Source organism: Microterricola viridarii (assembly GCF_900104895.1).
In the GTDB taxonomy this organism is placed as follows: Bacteria; Actinomycetota; Actinomycetes; order Actinomycetales; family Microbacteriaceae; genus Microterricola; species Microterricola viridarii.
In genome coordinates, this window is record NZ_LT629742.1 from 252392 (window position 1) to 272792 (window position 20401).

A 20401-nucleotide genomic window follows, 5' to 3' on the forward strand; every position below is an offset into this window, starting at 1 on the left:
GGAGGCCACACCCCTCCGCGCCGCACCGACGGCGCGCACTCGATCGCGGCCGCGTGCCGGCCAGGAAGACAGATGCCTCAGAAACCCTCCCCCGTCCATCTCGACGGCCAGCCCGACCTCGACGCGACCGCCGCGCTTGCCGCGAAGAAGGAGCGCAAGACCGCCATCGCCACGGTGATTGGATCGCTCGTCTTCGCCTTCCTCATGGTGATCATGACCACGAGCGTGTACCTCGCCACCATGCACGCTCCCTCCCCGCACGACATGCCGGTCGCCGTCATCGGCAGCGGTGAGCTCGCACAGGACGTCGTCTTCGGGCTGGAGCGCGCCGAGAACTCCCCCGCCTCCATCCGCATCGTCGACACCACCGACGAGGCGCTCCAGCTGCTGCACGACCGCGAGATCGCCGGCGCCATCGAGCTGCCGGGCAACGACTCGGCCGACACCACGGCCGTGATCCACACGGCATCCGCGGCCGGCGCCTCGCAGGCCTCCGTCGTGCAGCAGATCCTCGCGCCCGTCGCGATCGATGCCGGGATGGACATCCAGGTCGACGAGCTCACCCCGCTGCCGGCCGGAGACAGCGCCGGAATCGCGGCGATGTTCATGGCGATGGCGCTCATGCTGGCCGGCTACATGCCCATCGGCCTCGTGCTCACGGGCGCCCCAGAACTCCTCAAGCTGCGCCGCTTCGTGCCCGTCTGGGTCGGCTGGTCCGCGCTCATCAGCGCGCTCGTCTGGTTCATCGCCGGCCCCGTGATCGGCTCGTTCAGCGGTCACACGGCGGCGATCCTCGGCATCGGCTGGCTCACCGTCTTCAGCATCGGCCTCGTCCAGCTCTTCCTCTCCCGCATCCTTGGCGCGGCAGCGGTGCTCGTCGGCATGCTGCTGGTGGTGGTGCTCGGCATGCCCGCGTCGAACCTGGCCATGTCGGTGCACACCATGCCCGGCTTCTTCGGCTGGCTGCACGGGATCCTGCCGCTGCCGGGAGCGGGCGAGGCGCTGCGCTCCGTGCTGTACTTCGGCGGCGCCGGTGCGCTCGGCTACCTGGTCCGGTTCGTCGTCGCGATCGTGCTCGCGCTGCTCGCCACGGCCGGCGTCGACGCCCTCCGCCGGCGCAAGCAGGCCAAGGCGCTGCTCGCCGCGGCATCCGAGACCACGGACGACGCCGGGAACACGGCGATCACGGGCCAGGCGGATGCCGCAGCGCCCGTCGCTGCCTCCGCTGCCGTCGCCGCGGCGTCGCCGCGCGCCGCGCGCCTCGTGCCGCTGGCTGGCGGCAAGCCGCGCTCCCGGCCGGTGCGCTACCTGATGCTCGCCGCGTTCCCCTTCTCCATGGTCGCGCTCATGCTCGGCCTCATGCTCACCGCGATGCACAGCCCGACCCCGGTCGGGCTCCCGGTCGCGATCGTGAGCAGCACAGAGGGAGCGGCGCAGCAGTTCGCCGACGGACTGGCCGGGGGCACCGGCGACATGCTCGCCCTCAGCACGCAGGACTCGGCACAGGCGGCCAGCGACCTCGTCTACAGCGGCGAGCTCGTCGGGGCCCTCGTGCTGCCGGATGCCGCCCACCCGAGCGCCACGCTGTACTCCGCCGGCGCAGCGGGCACCGGCCAGCAGATGGTGCTGCAGCGCGTCTTCCAGCAGGCGGCGCAGCAGGCCGGCGTTGAGCTCGAGCAGGTCGACGTCGCGCCGCTGACCGCGAGCGACACCGGCGGCTCCGTCAGCCTGTACATCAGCATGGGCTGGGTGATGGCCGGGTTCCTCGGGATCACGGTGCTGACCGGCGGCGCCCCGTGGGCGCTGCGCCTGCGCAAGCAGCTGCCGACGCTGCTCGGCTGGTCGGCGTTCATGTCAGTGACCATCTGGCTGATCGCCGGGCCCCTGGTCGGCGCCTATCACGGGCCCGTCTGGTCGCTGCTCGGCATCGGCGTGCTGACGATCGCCAGCCTCGGGCTGGTCACGGCGGCGATCTCGCGGGTGATGGGCCTGCTCGCGGTCGTGCCGGTCGTGACGGTGTTCATGTTCGTCGGGGTGCCGGCATCCGGCGGCGGCCTCTCCACTTATATGCAGCCCGGTTTGTTCCAGACGCTGCACGACGTGCTGCCGCTGCCGGCTGCCCTGGACGCCGTCCGCGGGATCACCTACTACGGCGGCGCGGGCGTCGGCCCGGCCCTGCTGACCCTCGTGGCCTGGGGCATGTGCGGCCTGGCCGCGAACCTCGTGATCAGCGCCGTGCAGAAGCGGCGCGCTCAGCGGTGAGGCCGCCCGCTCTGCGCCACTTTCGCGCCCTCTGCGCCACCTGAAATGGCGTAGAGGGCACGAAGTGGCGCGGAGCGGATGCCGCGCCAGCCGGTGGGTCAGGCGCGCCGCGCGCCCTCGCCCAGAGCGGCGAGCTTTGCCCAGGCGAGGTCGGGGTGGATCCGGCCACCGAGACCGCAGTCGGTCGAGGCGATCACACGGTCCGCGCCGACGATGCCGGCGAAGCGGCGGATGCGCTGGGCGACGAGCTCCGGGTGCTCCACGACGTTGGTGGCGTGGCCGACGACGCCGGGGACGAGCACGAGGTCGTCGGGCACGGCGGCATCCGCCCACACGCCGAACTCGTGCTCGTGGCGGGCGTTGGCCGCCTCGAACGAGATCGAGCCGACGTTCGCCTTGAGGATGACCGGGAGGATGTCCTGCAGCTCGATGTCGGTCGTGTGCGGCCCATGCCAGGAGCCCCAGCACAGGTGCAGCCGGATCTGCTCCTTGGGGAGCCCGTCGATCGCGTGGTTGAGGGCCTCGACACGCAGACGCGTGAACGCCTGGTACTCCGCGACGGTGGGCGCGGGGTTGATCTGGTCCCAGTTCTCCGCCAGCGACGGATCGTCGAGCTGCAGGATGAGTCCGGCGTCGACGATGGCACGGTACTCCTCGCGGAGCGCGTCAGCCCACGCGAAGAGGTGCTCCTCATCGGTGGCGTAGTGCTCGTTGCGCACCCGCGAGGCGGAGCCGGGGGCGATCGCGGTGAGGAAGCCCTGTTCGCCGTCGGCGAGTGCGGACTTCAGGTTGCGGATGTCGGATGCCACGGCATCCTGACCGCGGTAGGCCAGCGGCCCGGTGGTGGTGGGAAAGGCGGTGGCGTTGCGGCCGACCTCCACGGCTTCCGCGTAGACGGCGGGGAACAGCTGGCGGTCGCGGCGGTCGAGGAAGCTCGTCAGCCGGACGGCGCCCGGCTCCGAGCGGACCGGGGCCTCGTTGAACGCGTTGACCTCGGTCAGCGAGAGCCCGCTGACGCGCTGGAAGGAGTATGACCACCAGGCGCCGTAGTCGACGGGGTTCGACATGGCCTTTCCGAACTCGCCGTCGCCGACGAGCGTGATCCCGGCCGCCCGCTGCTTCTCGACGACATCCGAGACTGCGCGTGCGGTCAGCTCATCGAGTTCGGTCGTGCTCTGCAGGCTGAAGCCGTCGTCCGCGAGCGCGCGGGCGGCGTTCGCCTCGATGAGGGCCTGCGTGCGCGGCAGGCTTCCGGAAGTGGTGGTGGCGATGTTCGACATGATGCTCCTCGGGGAGTGGCTGATCGGCGGACTTCGCGCGCCGATCGCCAGGGGTGGCCAAGGCTCTTGCAGGCCTCAACGACGAGGCCGCTCAAGGCGGAGGCTTCCGGTTTCCGAGCCGCTTTCCACGCTAGCGAACCGCGGGTCTGGTGACGGTGGAGTGTGTCTCTGCGTGACGGCCCCGCGGTCGCTCCCGGCAGCGGCCCCACCTGCGCGGGCGGCATCCGCGCGTTAAAAGCAGAAGGCCCCCGATTCCTCGGGGGCCTTCTGTCTGAGCTGTTTGGCATCCAAACTCATATTCGCGTGCGCGAGGGGGGACTTGAACCCCCACGCCCTTTCGAGCACTGGCACCTGAAGCCAGCGCGTCTGCCAATTCCGCCACTCGCGCGAACTCGTTGAGATTATCACGCCAGCAAGCCGAGCACCATTTGAGGGGTTCGCCCGGAGTGTCGCGACTTCCGGAAAAGATGCGCCCGGCCCCAAGACCTGTCATCCTCAAGGGCGAGTTTTGCGGGGGAAGCCCTCCGAATCACCCGGACAACAAGCGGGAAAGTGCGCCACAAAGGCGGGTTCCCAGCGTGCCCGACTAACATTTGATAGTCATCAGAACTGGAAGCAGGTGAGCTGTGGGCTTACTGGACAACTTCGAGAAAGGTCTCGAGCGCGCCGTGAACGGCGCCTTTGCGAAGACGTTTCGCTCGGGGCTGCAGCCGGTTGAGATCACCGCCGCCCTCCGCAGGGAACTCGACACGCAGGCCGCCGTGGTCTCCCGCGACCGCGTGCTCGTGCCCAACAGGCTCGCCGTGCGCATGAGCGCCGACGACTACGAGCGCATGCGCTCCCTCGGCCCGGCACTGACCGACGAGCTTTCCCAACTCGTGCAGCGGCACGCCGCGAGCCAGGGGTTCCAGTTCGCCGGCCCCCTCGAGATCACCCTGCAGAGCGACCCGGGGCTCAGCCTCGGCATGGTGCAGGTCGACTCGAGCAACGTCAAGGGCGAGGTCTCCTGGGCGCCCGTCGTCGACATCAACGGCCAGCGGCACCCGCTCACCAAGGCGCGCACCGTGATCGGCCGCGGCAGCGACGCCGACATCACCGTCGAAGACACCGGCACCAGCCGGCGCCACGTCGAGATCGTGTGGGACGGGCGGCGAGCCAAGGTGCGCGACCTCGGCTCCACCAACGGCTCCAAGCTCAACGGCTCCCCCGTCACGGAGGCCGTGCTCGAGCCCGACTCGGTCATCACCATCGGCCGCACGAACATCACCTTCCGTGTGCTGGCCCAGGCCGCGCCCGTCCGCCCGGCCGACGGCCCCGGCGACGCCACCCAGCGCAACAACATGGACGGTTTCTGGGGGCCCCGTGACCAGTGAGCTCACCCTGCTGGTGCTGCGGCTCGGATTCCTGCTGCTGCTCTGGCTCTTCGTCTTCGCCATCGTCTACGCGCTGCGCTCCGATCTGTTCGGCCAGCGCGTGCGCAAGTTGCAGCCGACGGATGCCGTCGCAACGGCCCCGCCGGCCGGCAACGGCCACAGCTCCCCGCCGAAGCCCGCCGCCGCGGCCCCCGTCTTCGCCTCCCCGGCCCCGGCCGGGCCCGTCTCGGCCAGTGCGGCCGCCGTCGCCGAACCCGTTCTGACACCCGCCTTCGGGAGGGACGTCGCCAGCGCGCAGACGGCGCACCGGCTCGTCATCACCTCCGGCGCCAAAGCCGGCGCCGAGTTCCCCCTCGGGCGCGACGAGATCACGATTGGCCGCTCCAGCGACTCGGCCATCGTCATCCGCGACGACTACACCTCCACCCACCACGCGCGCCTCATGCTGTGGAACGACCAGTGGATGCTGCAAGACCTCGACTCCACCAACGGAACCTTCCTCGACGGGGCCAGGGTCACCGTCCCCACCCCGGTCCCACTGAACGCCACGGTGAAGATCGGCTCAACGACCTTCGAGCTGCGACGGTAGGCGCATGGCGAAGGTCTCTGACAGCGCGGCGGTCTCACACGTCGGGCGCATCCGTTCGAACAACCAGGACTCCGGCCTCGCCGGGACCGGGCTGTTCGTGGTCGCAGACGGCATGGGCGGCCACGCCGGCGGAGATGTGGCATCCGCGATCGCCATCACCCGCATCGCCGAGGCCGACCAGGTCTACACCACCCCACAAGAGGCCGAGTTCGCGCTGCAGGCCTCCCTCATCGGGGCCAACGCGCTGCTCGCCGAGACGGTGTTCGAGCACACCGAGCTCACCGGAATGGGCACGACGGTCAGCGCCCTCGCGGTGCTCGGCGACGAGGTGGCGATCGCCCACATCGGCGACTCCCGCATCTACCTCTTCCGCGACGGCGACGTCTCGCAGATCACCGTCGACCACACCTTCGTGCAGCGCCTCGTCGACAGCGGGCGCATCACCGAGGAGGAGGCGGCCGTCCACCCGCGGCGCAGCGTGCTCATGCGCGTGCTCGGCGACGTCGACTCCGCGCCGGAGATCGACACCTCGATCCTGGCCACCCGCACCGGCGACCGCTGGCTGATCTGCTCCGACGGCTTGAGCGGCGTGGTCTCGCTGGACCAGATCCGCGCCGAGTTCACCCAGGGCGGCCGCGCCCACGACCTCGCCCAGCGCCTGGTCAAGGACGCACTGGATGCCGGGGCGCCCGACAACGTCACCGTCGTGATCGTCGACATCGGCGAGACCTCGCCGCTCCGCACCGACCCGCTGGTCGTCGGCTCCGCCGCCTCCCCACTCAGCTTCGCGTCGCCGGAGCCGGTTCGCGCCCGCACCATGCGCCTGCCCCCGTTCCGCCTGCACCCCGTGCGCGAGAGCCACTTCGAGCCGGACTCGCAGGACTACCTGGACGAGCTCATCGAGGAGGACCGCCGCCGCGTGCGCCGCCGCCGCGCCGTCTGGCTCGGCTCGATCATCGCGATCGCCGCGGCCATCGTGGTCGCCGGCGTGCTCGCCTACCAGTGGACCCAGACCCGCTATTTCGTCGGCAGCTCCAGCGGCACCGTCGCCATCTACCGCGGCGTGCAGCAGAGCCTCGGCCCGATCGACCTCAACGAGCTGTACGTGAAGACCGACATCGCCCTGGCCGACCTGAAGCCATACGACCAGAAGATCGTCGAGGCCACCATCAGCGCCGGATCGCTCACAGAGGCCCGAGAAATCGTGGCCAGATTGGATGCCAGCCGTGTCCCGGAGTAGCGCGCAGACGGCATCGAACCCCGTGCGCCGCATCCGCATCCCCCAGAAGTTCCGCAACCTCGAGCTGCTGCTGCTCATCGCCGCCTGCGCGATCAACGCCATCGCCATCGTGCTGGTGCAGCTCGGCGCGCTCGGTCACATCGACACCACGCTCATCGTGCTCGGCGCCGGCCTCTCGCTCCTCGTCTTCGGCATGCATGTGGCGATGCGCTTCGTCGCCCGCGACGCCGACCCGTTCATCCTGCCGATCGCCACCGTGCTGAACGGCATCGGCATCGCCATGATCTACCGCATCGACCTCGCCTACGGCGACGTCGGCTGGGCGAGCGCCGCCGTGCGCCAGATCGTGTGGAGCGCGATGGCGATCATCGCGGCGATCGTCGTCATCATCGTCATCCGCAACCACCGGGTGCTGTTCCGCTACACCTACGTCGCCGGCTTCATCGCACTCGCCCTGCTGCTGCTGCCGCTCGTGCCGGGCCTCGGCCGCGAGGTCAACGGCGCCCGCGTCTGGATCGGCATCGGCGAGTTCGCCACCTTCCAGCCCGGTGAGATCGCCAAGATCGCCCTCGCCGTGTTCTTCGCCGGCTACCTCGTGCGCAACCGCGACAGTCTCTCCATGGTCGGCACCAAGTTCCTCGGCATGCGGATGCCGCGCATGCGCGACCTCGGCCCGCTGCTCGTGGTCTGGGCCTTCTCGATGGCCGTCATCGTGTTCCAGCGCGACCTCGGAACCGCACTGCTCTACTTCGGCCTCTTCATGGTCATGCTCTACGTCGCCACCGGCCGGCTCAGTTGGGTGCTGCTCGGCTTCAGCCTGTTCCTCGGTGGCGCCCTCGTGGCCAGCCAGACCCTCGACTACGTCAACGGGCGCTTCACGAACTGGCTCGACGCCTTCAACCCGGCCGTCTACGACGCGCCGGGCGGCAGCTACCAGCTCGTCCAGGGCATCTTCGGCCTGGCCAACGGCGGGCTGCTCGGCACTGGCCTCGGCCAGGGCCGCCCCGACCTGACCCCCGTGCCGCAGAGCGACTACATCATCGCCAGCCTCGGCGAGGAGCTCGGCCTGGCCGGGCTGTTCGCGATCTTCGCGCTCTACCTGCTCTTCATCGCCCGCGGGTTCCGCATCGGCTTCGCCGGCCAGGACGACTTCGGCAAGCTGCTCGGCGTCGGGCTCGCCTTCGTCGTGGCGCTCCAGTGCTTCATCGTGATCGGCGGCGTCACCCGCGTGATCCCGCTCACCGGCCTGACCACACCGTTCCTGGCGGCCGGCGGCTCCTCGCTCGTGGCGAACTGGATCGTCGCAGCCCTCCTCCTGCGCCTCTCCGACACGGTGCGCAATCAGCCCCGTCTGGTGGTGAACGAATGAACCGCGAACTCAAGCGTGTGAGCGTCGTCGTCTTCCTGATGTTCCTGACCCTGTTCAGCTCGGCCACGGTCATCCAGGTGTTGCAGTCCGACAACCTCCGCAACGACGCGCGCAACCAGCGCACGCTCTACGACAGCTACAAGGTGGAGCGCGGCCCGATCCTGGTCGGCGGCTCCCCGGTGGCGGAGTCGGTGCCGTCCGACGACAACTACATGTTCCAGCGCCTCTACAGCAACGGAACGCTGTACGCCCCGATCACGGGCTTCTTCCCTGTCAACGGCGAGCCGACCGGCCTGGAGGGCGCGCTCAACAGCTACCTGAGCGGCACCGCCAACTCGCAGTTCCTGGACTCGCTGGAGCGCCTGTTCACCGGACAGGAGCGCAAGGGCGCCGCGGTGAGCACGACCATCGACCCTGTCGCCCAGCAGGCCGCCTGGGACGCCCTCGGCGACTACACCGGCGCCGTCGTCGTGACCCAGCCGAAGACGGGCCGCGTCCTCGCCATGGTCTCCAAGCCCGACTTCGACCCCAACGCACTCGCCGTGCACGACGGAGAGATCGTCGACGAGACCTATGCCGCGCTGCTCGCCGACCCCGGCGACCCCCTCATCAACCGCGCCATCGGCGGCGACATGAACCCTCCCGGGTCCGTCTTCAAGCTCGTCGTGGTGGCCGCGGCCCTCGAGTCGGGCAAGTACACGCCGGACAGCGAGTTCCCGAACCCGCTGACCTTCCAGCTCCCCGGCACCGACACCGTCATCCGCAACAGCGGCGGCGACGACTGCGGCGGCGGCGAGACCGTCACCATCGCGACCGCTCTGCGCCTGAGCTGCAACGTGCCGATGGCCGAGCTCGGCATCGCGCTCGGCGACACCGCCATCCGCGAGCAGGCCGAGCGCTTCGGCTTCAACACCGAGTTCGACATCCCGCTCGCGGTCGAGGCCAGCACCTACCCGCGCGGGCTCGATGACGCCCAGACGGCGATGAGCGCATACGGCCAGTTCGATGTCCGCGCGACCCCCATGCAGATGGCGATGGTCTCCGCCGCGATCGCCAATGGCGGCATGGTGATGAACCCGAATCTCGTCGAGCTGATCACCGCTCCGAACCTCAGCCCGCTGCAGACCTTCGAGGCCAGCGAGTTCCAGCGCGCGATCAGCCCGGAAACCGCCGCGACGATGACCGAAATGATGGTCAACGGAGTCGAGAACGGGGCCGCGAGTAATGCAAGAATAGACGGGGTTAGTGTCGCCGGTAAAACAGGCACAGCAGAGAACGGCGGAGACCTTCCGTACACTCTCTGGTTTACCGGTTTCGCTCCCGCAAATGATCCAGAGTTTGCGATAACCGTCCTCATCGAGGACGGCGGGGGATTGGGCCAAACGGGGTACGGCAACCTTCTTGCCGCACCGGTCGCACAACAGGTACTAGAGGCGGTGCTGAATAAATGAGACCTACAACAGGGCTCACCTTCGGGGGACGATACGAGCTCCTTTCGCGGATCGCGATCGGCGGCATGGGCGAGGTGTGGCAGGCCACAGACCTCGTCATCGGCCGCCAGGTTGCCATCAAGATCCTGAAGGACGAATATCTCGGCGACCCGGGGTTCCTCGAGCGCTTCCGTGCCGAGGCCCGCCACGCCGCACTGGTCAACCACGAGGGCATCGCCAACGTCTTCGACTACGGCGAGGAAGAAGGCAGCGCCTTCCTCGTGATGGAGCTCGTGCCCGGTGAGGCGCTCTCCACGATCCTCGAGCGCGAACACGTGCTTCCCACCGACAAGGTGCTCGACATCGTCGCGCAGACCGCGTCTGCCCTGCACGCCGCGCACGCGGCCGGCCTGGTGCACCGCGACATCAAGCCGGGCAACCTCCTCATCACGCCCGACGGCCGCGTCAAGATCACCGACTTCGGCATCGCCCGCATCGCCGACCAGGTGCCGCTGACCGCCACCGGCCAGGTCATGGGAACGGTGCAGTACCTCTCCCCCGAGCAGGCCTCCGGCCACCCGGCCTCCCCCACGACCGACATCTACTCCCTGGGCATCGTCGCCTACGAGGCCCTCGCCGGCCGACGGCCGTTCACGGGCGAGTCGCAGGTCGCCATCGCGATGGCCCAGATCAACGAGGCCCCGCCGGAGCTGCCGCTCACCGTCTCCGAGCCGGTGCGCAACCTCGTCTTCGCCTGCATCGCCAAGAACCCGGCCGAACGGCCCGCCTCCGCCGCGCACCTCGCGCGGGCGGCGACGGCGCTGCGCCGCGGCGACGTGCAGGCGGCCGCCGCCTCCGTGCCGGCCATCGCCGGGCTCACCGCGGCGGGCGACGACCTCACCGCGCTCTTCCCGACCCAGCAGGGCGCGCCGACGGCCGCCACGACGATCCTGCCCGCCACGAGCGGAATCGCCGGCTCGATGACGGCGGCCGACACCACCGTCACCGAGAAGCCGAAGAAGAAGCGCAGCCCGTGGACCTGGCCGCTCATCGCGCTGATCGCGCTCCTCGCGATCGTGCTGATCGGCGCCATCGTGGCCCTCGCGACGCAGAACAACGAACCGAAGACGCCGCCCACCACTCCGTCGACCGTGGCCTCGACCCCGCCGACGACCCCGTCGGTCAAGCCGAGTACGCCTCCTCCGGCCCCGACCACGGCCGCGATCGTCGAGTCCGACTTCATCGGCCTCACCGCCGACGAGGCCCGCGGCAAGCTCGGCGAGCTCGGCATGACGGCCGACGTCAAGACCGGCAACGCCGCGACCTCGCAGGACGACGTGAACCGGGTCTACGCGGTCAACCCCACCGGCAAGAACGTCGCCATCGGCACGACCATCACGGTCACCGTCTGGGGCGATGTGGTCATGCCGAGCGCCCCGAGCTCCGCGCCCTCGTTGGCCGGAGGCTCCGAGCCGTTCGAACCGGGCAGCGACGTCACCATCTCGTGGCCGGCGCAGAGCTGCCCCAGCGGCCAGGAGCTGAGCGGATACGGCGTCAGCGTGTCCGGCGGCGACGCAACCGTCAAGGTGCAGGACCAGAGCCCCGGCGGATCGCGCACCGCGGTCATCACCGCGGGCAACGAACCGTTCTCGGTCACCTTCACGTACTTCTGCGGCCCGTTCGAATCGCCGAGCTCGCCGGCGCTGACCGTCGACGTTTCCGAGGCCACGCCCGAGGCAGTGGCACCAACGCCGACCCCGGGATCGAGCACGAAGCCCTAGTAGCACCGGCACGACACCCATCCGAGGGTAATATCACGTAAGTGCGCCGAGCTATGAGGGAGATTTGTTTTGTCTGAGGAAGGTCGCCTGATCGCTGGGCGCTACCGTGTGGGCGAGCTCATTGGGCGCGGCGGGATGTCGGATGTGCACCGCGGCACCGACTCGCGTCTGGGGCGCACAGTGGCCATCAAGCTGCTGAAGCCGTCGCTGGCCAGCGACCCGGCCTTCCGTACCCGCTTCCGCCAGGAAGCCCAGGCGGCCGCTCGCATGGCGCACCCCACGATCGTGCGCGTCTTCGACGCCGGCGAGGAGACGGTCACCGACCCCAGCGGGCACGAGACCCAGCTCCCCTTCATCGTGATGGAATACGTCGACGGCACACTGCTGAAGGACATCATCCGGCAGGGCCCGCTCGACTCAACGGAGGCCGTGCGCATCCTCGAGGGCGTGCTCACCGCTCTCGAGTACTCCCACCGAGCCGGCGTCGTGCACCGCGACATCAAGCCGGGCAACATCATGATCACCCGCAACGGCCAGGTCAAGGTCATGGACTTCGGCATCGCCCGCGCGATCTCGGACTCCTCGACCACGGTCGCGCAGACCACCGCCATCCTCGGCACCGCCTCCTACTTCTCGCCGGAGCAGGCCAAGGGCGAGATCGTCGATGCCCGCACCGACCTCTACTCGACCGGTGTCGTGCTGTTCGAGATGCTCACCGCGCGTCCCCCCTTCCGCGGCGACACCCCGGTGGCCGTCGCCTACCAGCACGTCTCGGAGGCTGCCCCCAAGCCGAGCAGCTTCAACCCGAAGGTCTCCCCCGCGCTCGACGCCGTTGTCGCCCGCGCGATGACGAAGGACAGGGATCAGCGCTACCAGAGCGCCGCGGAGTTCCGCTCGGAGCTGGAGATGGCCGCCGCCGGCCACGTGCCGATCCACCCGGCACCCGAGTCCGCGGCAACCGCGCTGTTCAGCCAGAACCCGAACGCCGTTTCCGCGTCAGAACTGGCGCTCAAACAGCTCTCCGAAGACACCAACATGGTGCGCACCCAGCGCCGCCCACCCGCTCTCTGGATCTGGGCCGGCGTGATGAGCGTCATCGTCATCGTCATCACGGTGATGCTCTGGGCGATGAACCTGAGCCCCAGCACCGAGCTGCCGCCCTCCTCCCGCGAGGTGCCTGCCCTCACCGGGCAGAGCTTCGCCCAGGCGCAGGAGGCCCTGGCCGCGCAGGAGCTGCAGGCCACCGAGATGCGCGAGGCCAGTTCCACGGTGCCCGCCGACCAGGTGGTTCGCACCGATCCCGTCGCCGGAACCATCGTCACCCCCAACACGACGATCAAGGTCTACGTGTCCACCGGCAAGACGGCGGTCGCCATCCCGGATGTCAGCAACATCAGCCTCGCCGACGCCGAGGCGAAGCTCACGGCTGCCGGCTTCCAGCTCGGCCTCACGACCAAGCAGAACTCGCCGACCATCGCCGCGGACACCGTGCTCAGCACCATGCCCGCAGCCGGCACGGAGGGCCACGAGGGCGACACCGTCGACGTGACGATCTCCAGCGGGCTCGTGGCGCTGCCCGACCTGACGGGCCAGACGCTCAGCGCGGCGACGTCCATCCTGCAGGGCCCCGACCTGCAGCTCACCGCGACACCGGTTCCCGACGACAGCTGCGACGCACAGCCGAACGACCCGATCGTGCGCCAGTCGCTCGCGCCCGGCGACGTGCCGCAGCGCTCAGAGGTCAAGCTCAGCTACTGCGCCGACTGACCCGGCGCCGACTGACCCGCGCCGATCGACCCTGGACCGGTGCGCCCGCCCGTCCCGCCCGCTGGGCAGGGGCGGCCAAGGGCCCTGCGACCGGGCTCAGCCCAGTCGCACCAGCGGGTTGAGGTCGAGCGCGCGCGCCGCGGCCCCGGCCAGCCCGGCGCCCTCCAGCCAGTTTCCGAGCATCCGGTACCCGCCCTCCGTCAACACGGACTCCGGGTGGAACTGCACACCGTAGAGCGGCGCTGAGGCGTGCCTGAGGCCCATGATGACCCCACCCTGCGTGCGCGAGGTGATCACCAGCTCGGCCGGGACCGTCTCCTCGACGACGGCGAGCGAGTGGTAGCGGGTGGCCGTGAACGGCTGCGGCACGCCGGCGTAGAACGCGCTGTCGTCGTGGGCGACCAACGAGGTCTTTCCGTGCATGAGCTCCTCGGCGTTGGTCACGGTGGCGCCGAACGCCTCCGCGATGGCCTGGTGGCCCAGGCAGACGCCGAGCAGCGGCTGGCCGGCGGCGTAGGCGGCACGCACCGTCGCGATCGAGACGCCAGCGTCGGCGGGCTTGCCCGGGCCGGGCGAGACCAGCACAGCGTCGTACTCGGCCGCGCGGGTCGCGGCATCCGCCACCGGGTAGTCGTCGTTGCGCACGACGGTGGTCTCGGCGCCGAGCTCCTGCAGGTAGCCGTTCAGCGTGTAGACGAAGCTGTCATAGTTGTCGATGACGAGTACGCGAGTCATGTGCCGACCGTCGCTTCCTGGTTGTTGATGAGCGTCTCCACCCAGGGGAAGACCCAGGTGGCAAGTGAGTAGATAGCCGCGGTCAGGAGCACCAGCAGCAGCAGGATGCGCAGCCAGACCGGGCCCGGGAGGACCCGCCATAAAGCACCGTACATCGATCAGCCTTCCTGCACCTGAGCGGCGACTTGAGCGGCGATCTCCGCCGGCGGGCCTGCACTGAGCGGCTGCCAGCTCTCGAACACGCCATACGAGATGATGCGCTCGTCGGTCGAATACAGCGGGTTGCAGGTGGTGAGCGTGATGATCGCCTCGACCGGGGCGGCCTCCGGCAGGCGCGGGACCGGCGCGAGAACGTCGCCCGCGCTCGGCTGCACGTACTCGTGGTTGCGGAAGCGGTAGGTGTAGTAGCCGTCGGCGGTCTGCACGTAGATGGCGTCGCCGAGCTGCAGCTCGTTCACGAGGTGCATGCCGCCGCCCCAGGCGCTGCGGTGGGCGGCCACCGCAAAGTTGCCCGGCTCGCCCGGCATCTGGGTGTTGTCGTAGCGGCCGACGCCGAGGTACATGCTGTTCAGGACGTCCAGCGTGGTGCCCTCTGCGATGTTGCGGGCATACTCCGGGCCGAAGCGGGGAACGTAGAGAACGCCGAGGATCTGGCCGTGCTCCGGGGCCTCGGCAACCGGCGTCGGTCCGAAGTCGACAGGCACCGCGGGGTCGGCGGCGTCCGGCTGCGGCGTGAGCGGCGCACCGGCCTTGGCGATCCATTCCTGGCTTTGGGATGCCGCGGAGCTCTTCTGCTGGTTTGCCATGATGGCGTCGTTCCACCACAGCTGCCAGGCGAGGAACAACAGCACCAGCACGCCGGCGGTGACCAGCAGCTCGCCGAGCACTCCCACGACGCTGACCCGGGGGCGAGCGCGGCCTCGATCCCGGCCCGGGCGCCGAGTCCTGGGCGTCTCGGCGGCCTCACTCATGCTGCAATCCTATGGGAGCTGGGCGACCGGCCAAGGCGGTGCTCGGTATCCCCATGGTGTTCAGGATAGAATCGCACGCATGGCACGCACGAAATCATCGAAGCCCGCACCAGTGGTCGAGAACCGCTCTGGTGAAGACGCCCCGAACGCGGTGTGGTTCAAGCCCGTCATGTTCGGCTTCATGCTGCTCGGACTGGTGTGGATCATCGTGTTCTACGTGAGCCAGGGAGCCTGGCCCGTCGCCGCGCTCGGCTCGTGGAACATCCTCGTCGGGTTCGGAATCGCCTTCATCGGCTTCCTCATGACCACCCGCTGGCGCTGACTCAGCGCTCCGCGTGATTCGGCCGTCACCCTCGGGTGGCGGCCTTTTTCATGCCCGCTGCGCCCGCCGGTCTGCGCCCGCCGGTCTGCGACCGGCGTCCACAGCCCGTGCTGTAACCCCATAAGAAAGTTATCCACAGGGGTTTACCCGTGTGGAAAGTTACATCCGTGTAATTATCCCCAGTGTTAATAACCCTGTGGATAGATTCTGGGGATAACTCTGTGGAGAGTCCGGGATGCCGTCGGCTCAGACCAGTGGGAAGAACACGTAGCGCAGGCTGAGCAGCAGCAACACCAGCGTGAGGGCGCTGAGCAGCACGATCTGGAGGGCCTTCTGGTCCCGCTTGCGGGTCTCCATGTAGATCAGCCCGACGAGCGCGCCGCCGACCAGGCCGCCGAGGTGGGCCTGCCAGGCGATGTTCAGGTTGGGGATGAACCCGATCACGAGGTTGATGCCGAGCAGCACGAGCAGCTGTCTGGCGTCGCCGCCCATCCGGCGTTGGATCACCAGGAAGGCACCCATCAGTCCGAAGATGGCGCCCGAGGCGCCGACGACCTGCGTCGTCGGCGAGCTGAGCAGCACGACCCCGGCCGAGCCGGCCAGCGCGCTGATCAGGTAGAGGGCGAGAAAGCGGGCGCGGCCGAGCATCCGCTCGAGCAGCTGCCCGAAGATCCACAGCGTGTACATGTTCAGCGCCACGTGGAGGATGAAGCCGGTGGAGTGCACGAGCGCAGCGGTGAGCAGACGCCACGGCTCGAAGATGTGCGTCGACACCGCGATCGGTGTGAAGAACAGCGCGTTCGTCACTCCGAGCCCGGGGATCCACTGCAAGACGAAGACGAGCAGGGTGAGCCCGATGATGCTGTACGTCACCACGGGGGCGCCCTGCCCCGTCATCCGGGTCAGGATGGCGGGTTTGGTGCGCGGCGCGGATGCCCGCTGCTCGCGCATGCACTCAGGGCAGGTAACACCAACTGCCCCGACTGTCTGGCAGTCGGGGCAGATGGTACGGCCACAACGCTGGCAGAGGATGTAGCTCCGCCGCGAGGGGTGCCGGTAGCAAAAGTCTGCCGCCGAGTCCGGCACCGAGGTCATAGATGCAGCCTAGAGCTGCTCGATGGTGATGCTCTCGATGACGACGTCGTCGAGCGGGCGGTCGCGGCCGTCGGTCGGGACCGAGCCGAGCTTGTCGACGATGGCGCGGGAATCCGCGTCCTCGACGGCACCGAAGATCGAGTGCTTGCCCTGCAGCCACGTGGTCGGGGCGGTGGTGATGAAGAACTGCGAACCGTTGGTTCCGCGGCCACCCTGGATGCCGGCGTTGGCCATGGCCAGCATGTACGGCTCGGTGAAGTCGAGGTCGGGGCTGATCTCGTCGTCGAACTGGTAGCCGGGGCCGCCGATGCCCTGGCCAAGGGGGTCGCCGCCCTGGATCATGAATCCGGGGATGATGCGGTGGAACACGACGCCGTTGTACAACGGGGTGTTGCTCTTCACGCCGGTGGCCGGGTGGGTCCATTCCTGCTCACCGGTGGCGAGCCCGACAAAGTTGCGGACGGTCTTCGGGGCATGGTTGCCGAACAGGTTCACCTTGATCGGGCCGTAGTTGGTGTTGAGCGTTGCGACAGCGGTGTGCTTGGACATAGCAACATTCTCTCACAGGCATTTGTGGCGTCCGGCGTTGTTCGCGCGCAACGAAATACACAGGGCGATCTGCAAACTCTCGCCCCGCACTCAGCCAATTCGGTGGCAAGATGGTAGCTGTTCGCCAGAGACACGATGGAGGGTCCGATGAGCCTGTCACGAAAGCGTCGCAAAGAACTCGATCACCTGCGCAGCAGCGCCGAGGAATTGTGGGAACAGCAGCAGGCGGTGTTGAACCACGCCAACGATGTCGCTCGGGAGGCCAGCCGCCAGCTCAGCCACCTCACCCGCGAGGAGGTCGCGCCACGCGTGCGTGACAGCTACGCGCAGTACGTCCGTCCCGGCGTCGACCAGGCGCGTGAGCTTGCACGGGGAACGGGCGCGACCATCGAGCGCACCGTCGTTCCCGCACTGGGCAGCGCCATCGGCACCGTGCTGAGCGTCGGTGATGTGGCCAGGGACGCCCGCGTGCGCGCCGCGTTCAACCGCGCCATCCCGCAGAAGACCGTGGTTCCCGAGAAGAAGAGCTCCGGCATCGGCGGCACCATCGCCCTCGCCGCGGCCGTTCTGGTGGCCGCCGGCGTCGCCTATGCCGTCTGGCAGACCTTCCGCGCCGACGACGAGCTCTGGGTCGCCGACGACGAGTCCCCTCTGGACGGCACCCGTCCGTAAGGCTCCCCCGCACGAGTAAAGGCCGCCATCCCTCGGGATGGCGGCCTTTTCTGTGCGCCCTGGCTCTGTGTGCTCTGGCGCGCGGCGGCGATCAGCGCTCGATCAAGATGCCGTTGGCCGGCTGCGCCTCGTTCAACGCGAGCCCGGTGCGCACCAGCTCGACGGTCTTCAACCCCGCCAGCTCGGCGAGCGGCACCCACCGCGCCTCATCGCTGGAGCCGCCCCGCTCGTGGGCGAGCTCGCCCGAGATGATGTGCGCCCGGTAGACGATGCGGATCGTGTTCAGCGGGCGCGCGACGGCGCCGGGCAGCCGGCTGTGCGAGCCGATGATGTGATTGTCGATGCCGAGCAGCACGTCGAGTGCGGCGTGGTACCCGGTCTCCTCGAAGATCTCGCGGATGGCGGTCTGAGCCGGGTTCTCGTCGCCCTCGAGCCCGCCCCCCGGCAATGCCCAGGCGTTGCGCCCGTGCTCGTTCCAGTGCGAGAGCAGGATGTGCCCATCCCTGATGATCACCCCGTAGGCAGCAACCCTGATGTCCATTCCGCAACACTACGCCGGAATGCTCGGAGGGCCGCGGCGGACCGGCCCTCCGAGCGTGCGTGTCTAGCGGTGCGCGCTGCGTCGGCGTGCCACCAGAACAATGCCGACCGCGGCCACCAACAGGGCCGCGAGGGCGGCGCCACTCGCTGACCCCGCGTCGAATCCGGTCGCGGGCAGCGCGGCGGTGGGTGCCGGGGTGTGGGCGGGAGAGGGCGTCTGAGTCGGCTCGGGAGTGGACTCGGGGCTCGGCTCCGGCGTGGGCTCCGGCGTGGGCTCAGGCTGTGGCGCCGCCGCAACCGTCAGGGTGCCGCCGACCGCCAGCTCGGCGGCCCGAATGCTGTCCCCGTCCGGGGTGAAGCGGGCACCGACGGTGCGTGATCCGGCAGAACCGGTCGGCACGGTGAGCGACGCCCGCCCGTCGACGAGTGCGACCGGGTCGCCGGCGGGGTCGCCATCGATCAGCAGCACGACGGTCCCCGTTGCGAGCGGCGCGCCCGCGCCTGCGGCTGCGCCCAGCGCGGTGGAGCGGCCAGCGGCGCCGACGGAGACAGCGACGTCAAACCGCACAGCGTCGCCGATGAACGCGTTCCCGCTGCTGAGCGAGCCGTTGAGCACCGTCGCCCACGGTGTGACGCTCAGCGCTTCGGAACCGGTGAGCGCCGCAGCGGAGTCGGCGAACGGTCCACTCGCGCGGAAGTGCGCAGTGATCTCATGCGCGCCGACGCCACCGGCCGTCACGGTGGTCTCGAAGCCCAGGCAGGTTCCCCTGGCCGTCGCGTGGGCGGTGGCCAGCGAGGAATCGACGCTGGCCACGATGTCACCGGCCAGCAGGAGGTCGAGCGTGCCGGTGAGCGGCTCCCCGGCCGTCGACGCGGCACAGACCGTCGCCTGCAGCACCACGCCCTGCCCCGGGTGCACCTGTGCGGGCGCGGGCACGAGCTCGGTCGTGGTCGGCAGCGCGGTGACGTCGACCGCTGCGGCCGGCGCCGGCGAGGGTGCGGAGGTGGCGTCACCGGAGAACGTCGCGGTCACGGTGTGGCCGCCGACGCTCACGCCGGTCATCGTGACCGTCGCAGAGCCACTCACGACCGGGTGTGACCCCATGCTCCGCCCGTCCAGGAAGAACTCGACCGATCCCGAGTCGGGGGTCTCGGCGCCGGTGACGTTTGCTGTGGCGATGAGGTCAGTGCCGAACGGCACCGCGGCCGGCACGGTGAGCTCTGTCGCGGTCGCGTGCGCCTGCCAATCCAGCGTGATCGCCCCGGGCTCGACGCTGATCGGAGGCAGGAAACCCACTGGGCGGTAGGCGAAGTCCAACTCGTCGAGCCCCATCGTGCCGGGCCATGCCACGTCGATCGTCGCGGCAAGGCCGGCCGGGGTCGCCGCGATCAACGCCGTGCCAACGGTCGTTCCCGCGCGCGCGATGTCGAAGCTGCCTCCGATCGCCTGGGTGGGGGTGTCCGGCCCCAACACCAGCGTGACGGGCACGCGCTGCCCCGCGGTCGGCGACGCCGTGTAGTCGAGTGTGACCGCGGCCGGGTATGGGCCCACGTTCAGCTGCTTGATATCCGACGTCGACGAGAAGATCGGCTGAGCCGGGGTCGGGTCGAACTTCGCGCTCACCATCATGGGCAGGATGCTTGGCGCCCCCGTGGGCAGGGTGAGTTCGGCGACACCGTTCGCATCTGTGTAGGCGGTTCCCAACGGGTTGCTTCCCGGAGGAAAGATTCGCACGCTCAGGAAGCGCACCGGAATCCCCGCGACGGCCGGTGTCACCGTCGCGGTGTACGTGGTCGGCGTGTGCGCCCACATCGTCGCGCCGTCGGTGAGCGGTGAGACGTCCAGCGTGGTCGTGGAGACGATGTTCGTGACCACAGTGGCAGCACTCGTCTGGAATGTCGATGAAATGCCCGCTGGCTCGAAGAGAATGATCAGCCCGAGCGTCATCGAGTCGACGAACCTCCCCGGGATCGTGAACGCCTGGGAAACGCCGTTCACGAAGGTTTCATTCGACTGCAGGATTGTCCGCCCTGTGGTGGAGTCATAAATGCTGACGACCCCGGTCACCGTTGCGCCCGTGCCACCGTCGTTGGAGACCTCGGCCGTCACCTCAAAGTCGGTGTAACCCGGCGTGGATGGCGGGGGCGTGAGGAACAGCCCCGTCACTGTGACGGGCGCCGCGGATGCCGCGAGCGGAGCGGCCCCCATGCTGAGAGCGGAGAGCGCGACGATGGCGAGGGTGGCCAGGCCCGCGCGCAGGCGGGAACGGGTGCGAGACAATCGGGAAATTGTGGACTCCATCCTGGCCACGACAGGGCGGACCAGCATCGAGAGTACAAATAGGGCCGCGCGAGCACATCCGTATTAACTACTGAATTCACTCTGGATGGGCCGCGAGCCGGCATGCGGAAAACAAAAAATCCCC

Annotated in this window: 18 protein-coding genes and 1 tRNA gene; 10 read left to right on the top strand and 9 right to left on the bottom strand. The window is 69.1% G+C overall.

Annotation, left to right across the window (positions count from 1 at the left end; translation table 11 throughout):
* Positions 1-72: 72 nt before the first annotated feature.
* Positions 73-2262 (top strand): ABC transporter permease, encoded by a 2190-nt coding sequence (locus tag BLT62_RS01140; RefSeq protein ID WP_083362409.1) that lies wholly within the window; start codon positions 73-75, stop codon positions 2260-2262.
* 98 nt (positions 2263-2360) lie between these two features.
* On the opposite strand, the gene BLT62_RS01145 is transcribed toward BLT62_RS01140, so the two are convergent.
* Together BLT62_RS01145 and BLT62_RS01150 are read right to left on the bottom strand one after the other, a co-directional pair.
* A complete protein-coding gene (locus BLT62_RS01145) occupies positions 2361-3542 on the bottom strand; it encodes a cobalamin-independent methionine synthase II family protein (protein ID WP_083362410.1) in 1182 nt (393 codons plus the stop codon).
* 304 nt (positions 3543-3846) lie between these two features.
* Positions 3847-3930 (bottom strand) — tRNA-Leu (locus BLT62_RS01150).
* Between the two features lie 238 nt (positions 3931-4168).
* On the opposite strand from BLT62_RS01150, the gene BLT62_RS01155 reads away from it, so the two are divergent.
* From BLT62_RS01155 to pknB, 7 genes are all read left to right on the top strand, one after another.
* Positions 4169-4915: an FhaA domain-containing protein gene (locus BLT62_RS01155; protein WP_083362411.1), complete on the top strand. Its 747-nt coding sequence runs from the start codon at positions 4169-4171 to the stop codon at positions 4913-4915.
* A complete protein-coding gene (locus BLT62_RS01160) occupies positions 4905-5504 on the top strand; it encodes an FHA domain-containing protein FhaB/FipA (protein ID WP_083362412.1) in 600 nt (199 codons plus the stop codon). The genes BLT62_RS01155 and BLT62_RS01160 overlap by 11 nt, the downstream gene beginning before the upstream one ends.
* A gap of 4 nt (positions 5505-5508) precedes the next feature.
* Entirely contained in the window at positions 5509-6744 is a 1236-nt protein-coding gene (locus BLT62_RS01165) for a PP2C family protein-serine/threonine phosphatase (RefSeq protein WP_083362413.1), read from the top strand.
* Positions 6722-8113 (top strand): FtsW/RodA/SpoVE family cell cycle protein, encoded by a 1392-nt coding sequence (locus BLT62_RS01170; RefSeq protein ID WP_083362414.1) that lies wholly within the window; start codon positions 6722-6724, stop codon positions 8111-8113. The genes BLT62_RS01165 and BLT62_RS01170 overlap by 23 nt, the downstream gene beginning before the upstream one ends.
* Positions 8110-9564 (top strand): peptidoglycan D,D-transpeptidase FtsI family protein, encoded by a 1455-nt coding sequence (locus BLT62_RS01175; protein ID WP_083362415.1) that lies wholly within the window; start codon positions 8110-8112, stop codon positions 9562-9564. Before BLT62_RS01170 ends, BLT62_RS01175 begins: the two co-directional genes overlap by 4 nt.
* Complete coding sequence (locus tag BLT62_RS01180; protein WP_083362416.1) at positions 9561-11324, top strand: serine/threonine protein kinase; 1764 nt, start codon at positions 9561-9563, stop codon at positions 11322-11324. Before BLT62_RS01175 ends, BLT62_RS01180 begins: the two co-directional genes overlap by 4 nt.
* Positions 11325-11393: 69 nt before the next feature.
* Positions 11394-13091 carry a Stk1 family PASTA domain-containing Ser/Thr kinase gene (gene pknB / locus BLT62_RS01185; protein ID WP_156786209.1) on the top strand — a complete coding sequence of 566 codons (1698 nt, stop codon included), beginning with the start codon at positions 11394-11396 and terminating at the stop codon, positions 13089-13091.
* Positions 13092-13187: 96 nt separating this feature from the next.
* On the opposite strand, the gene BLT62_RS01190 is transcribed toward pknB, so the two are convergent.
* From BLT62_RS01190 to BLT62_RS01195, 3 genes are read right to left on the bottom strand one after another with little or no spacing between them, the layout of a single operon-like run.
* The gene (locus tag BLT62_RS01190) at positions 13188-13826 is read right to left on the bottom strand and encodes an anthranilate synthase component II (RefSeq protein ID WP_083362418.1); all 639 of its coding nucleotides are present in this window, start codon (positions 13824-13826) and stop codon (positions 13188-13190) included.
* Entirely contained in the window at positions 13823-13981 is a 159-nt protein-coding gene (locus BLT62_RS17830; RefSeq protein WP_162842923.1) for a hypothetical protein, read from the bottom strand. Before BLT62_RS17830 ends, BLT62_RS01190 begins: the two co-directional genes overlap by 4 nt.
* Before the next feature lie 3 nt (positions 13982-13984).
* Positions 13985-14797, bottom strand: a complete 813-nt coding sequence (locus BLT62_RS01195; RefSeq protein WP_083362419.1) for a class E sortase — start codon at positions 14795-14797, stop codon at positions 13985-13987.
* A 79-nt stretch (positions 14798-14876) separates the two neighbouring features.
* Here BLT62_RS01195 and BLT62_RS01200 point away from each other — a divergent pair, with 79 nt between their 5' ends.
* Entirely contained in the window at positions 14877-15119 is a 243-nt protein-coding gene (locus BLT62_RS01200) for a cell division protein CrgA (RefSeq protein ID WP_083362420.1), read from the top strand.
* A 246-nt stretch (positions 15120-15365) separates the two neighbouring features.
* Here the strand turns inward: BLT62_RS01200 and BLT62_RS01205 are convergent, their stop codons facing one another.
* Positions 15366-16070, bottom strand: coding sequence for a rhomboid family intramembrane serine protease (locus BLT62_RS01205; RefSeq protein ID WP_331710510.1), 705 nt, complete (start codon positions 16068-16070; stop codon positions 15366-15368).
* 153 nt (positions 16071-16223) lie between these two features.
* Positions 16224-16763: a peptidylprolyl isomerase gene (locus BLT62_RS01210; RefSeq protein WP_083362422.1), complete on the bottom strand. Its 540-nt coding sequence runs from the start codon at positions 16761-16763 to the stop codon at positions 16224-16226.
* A gap of 147 nt (positions 16764-16910) precedes the next feature.
* Here BLT62_RS01210 and BLT62_RS01215 point away from each other — a divergent pair, with 147 nt between their 5' ends.
* Positions 16911-17435, top strand: coding sequence for a hypothetical protein (locus tag BLT62_RS01215; protein WP_083362423.1), 525 nt, complete (start codon positions 16911-16913; stop codon positions 17433-17435).
* Positions 17436-17526: 91 nt separating this feature from the next.
* Here the strand turns inward: BLT62_RS01215 and BLT62_RS01220 are convergent, their stop codons facing one another.
* Positions 17527-17976, bottom strand: coding sequence for an NUDIX hydrolase (locus BLT62_RS01220; protein ID WP_083362424.1), 450 nt, complete (start codon positions 17974-17976; stop codon positions 17527-17529).
* Between the two features lie 63 nt (positions 17977-18039).
* Positions 18040-20256 carry an Ig-like domain-containing protein gene (locus BLT62_RS18270; protein ID WP_156786210.1) on the bottom strand — a complete coding sequence of 739 codons (2217 nt, stop codon included), beginning with the start codon at positions 20254-20256 and terminating at the stop codon, positions 18040-18042.
* Between the last annotated feature and the right edge of the window lie 145 nt (positions 20257-20401).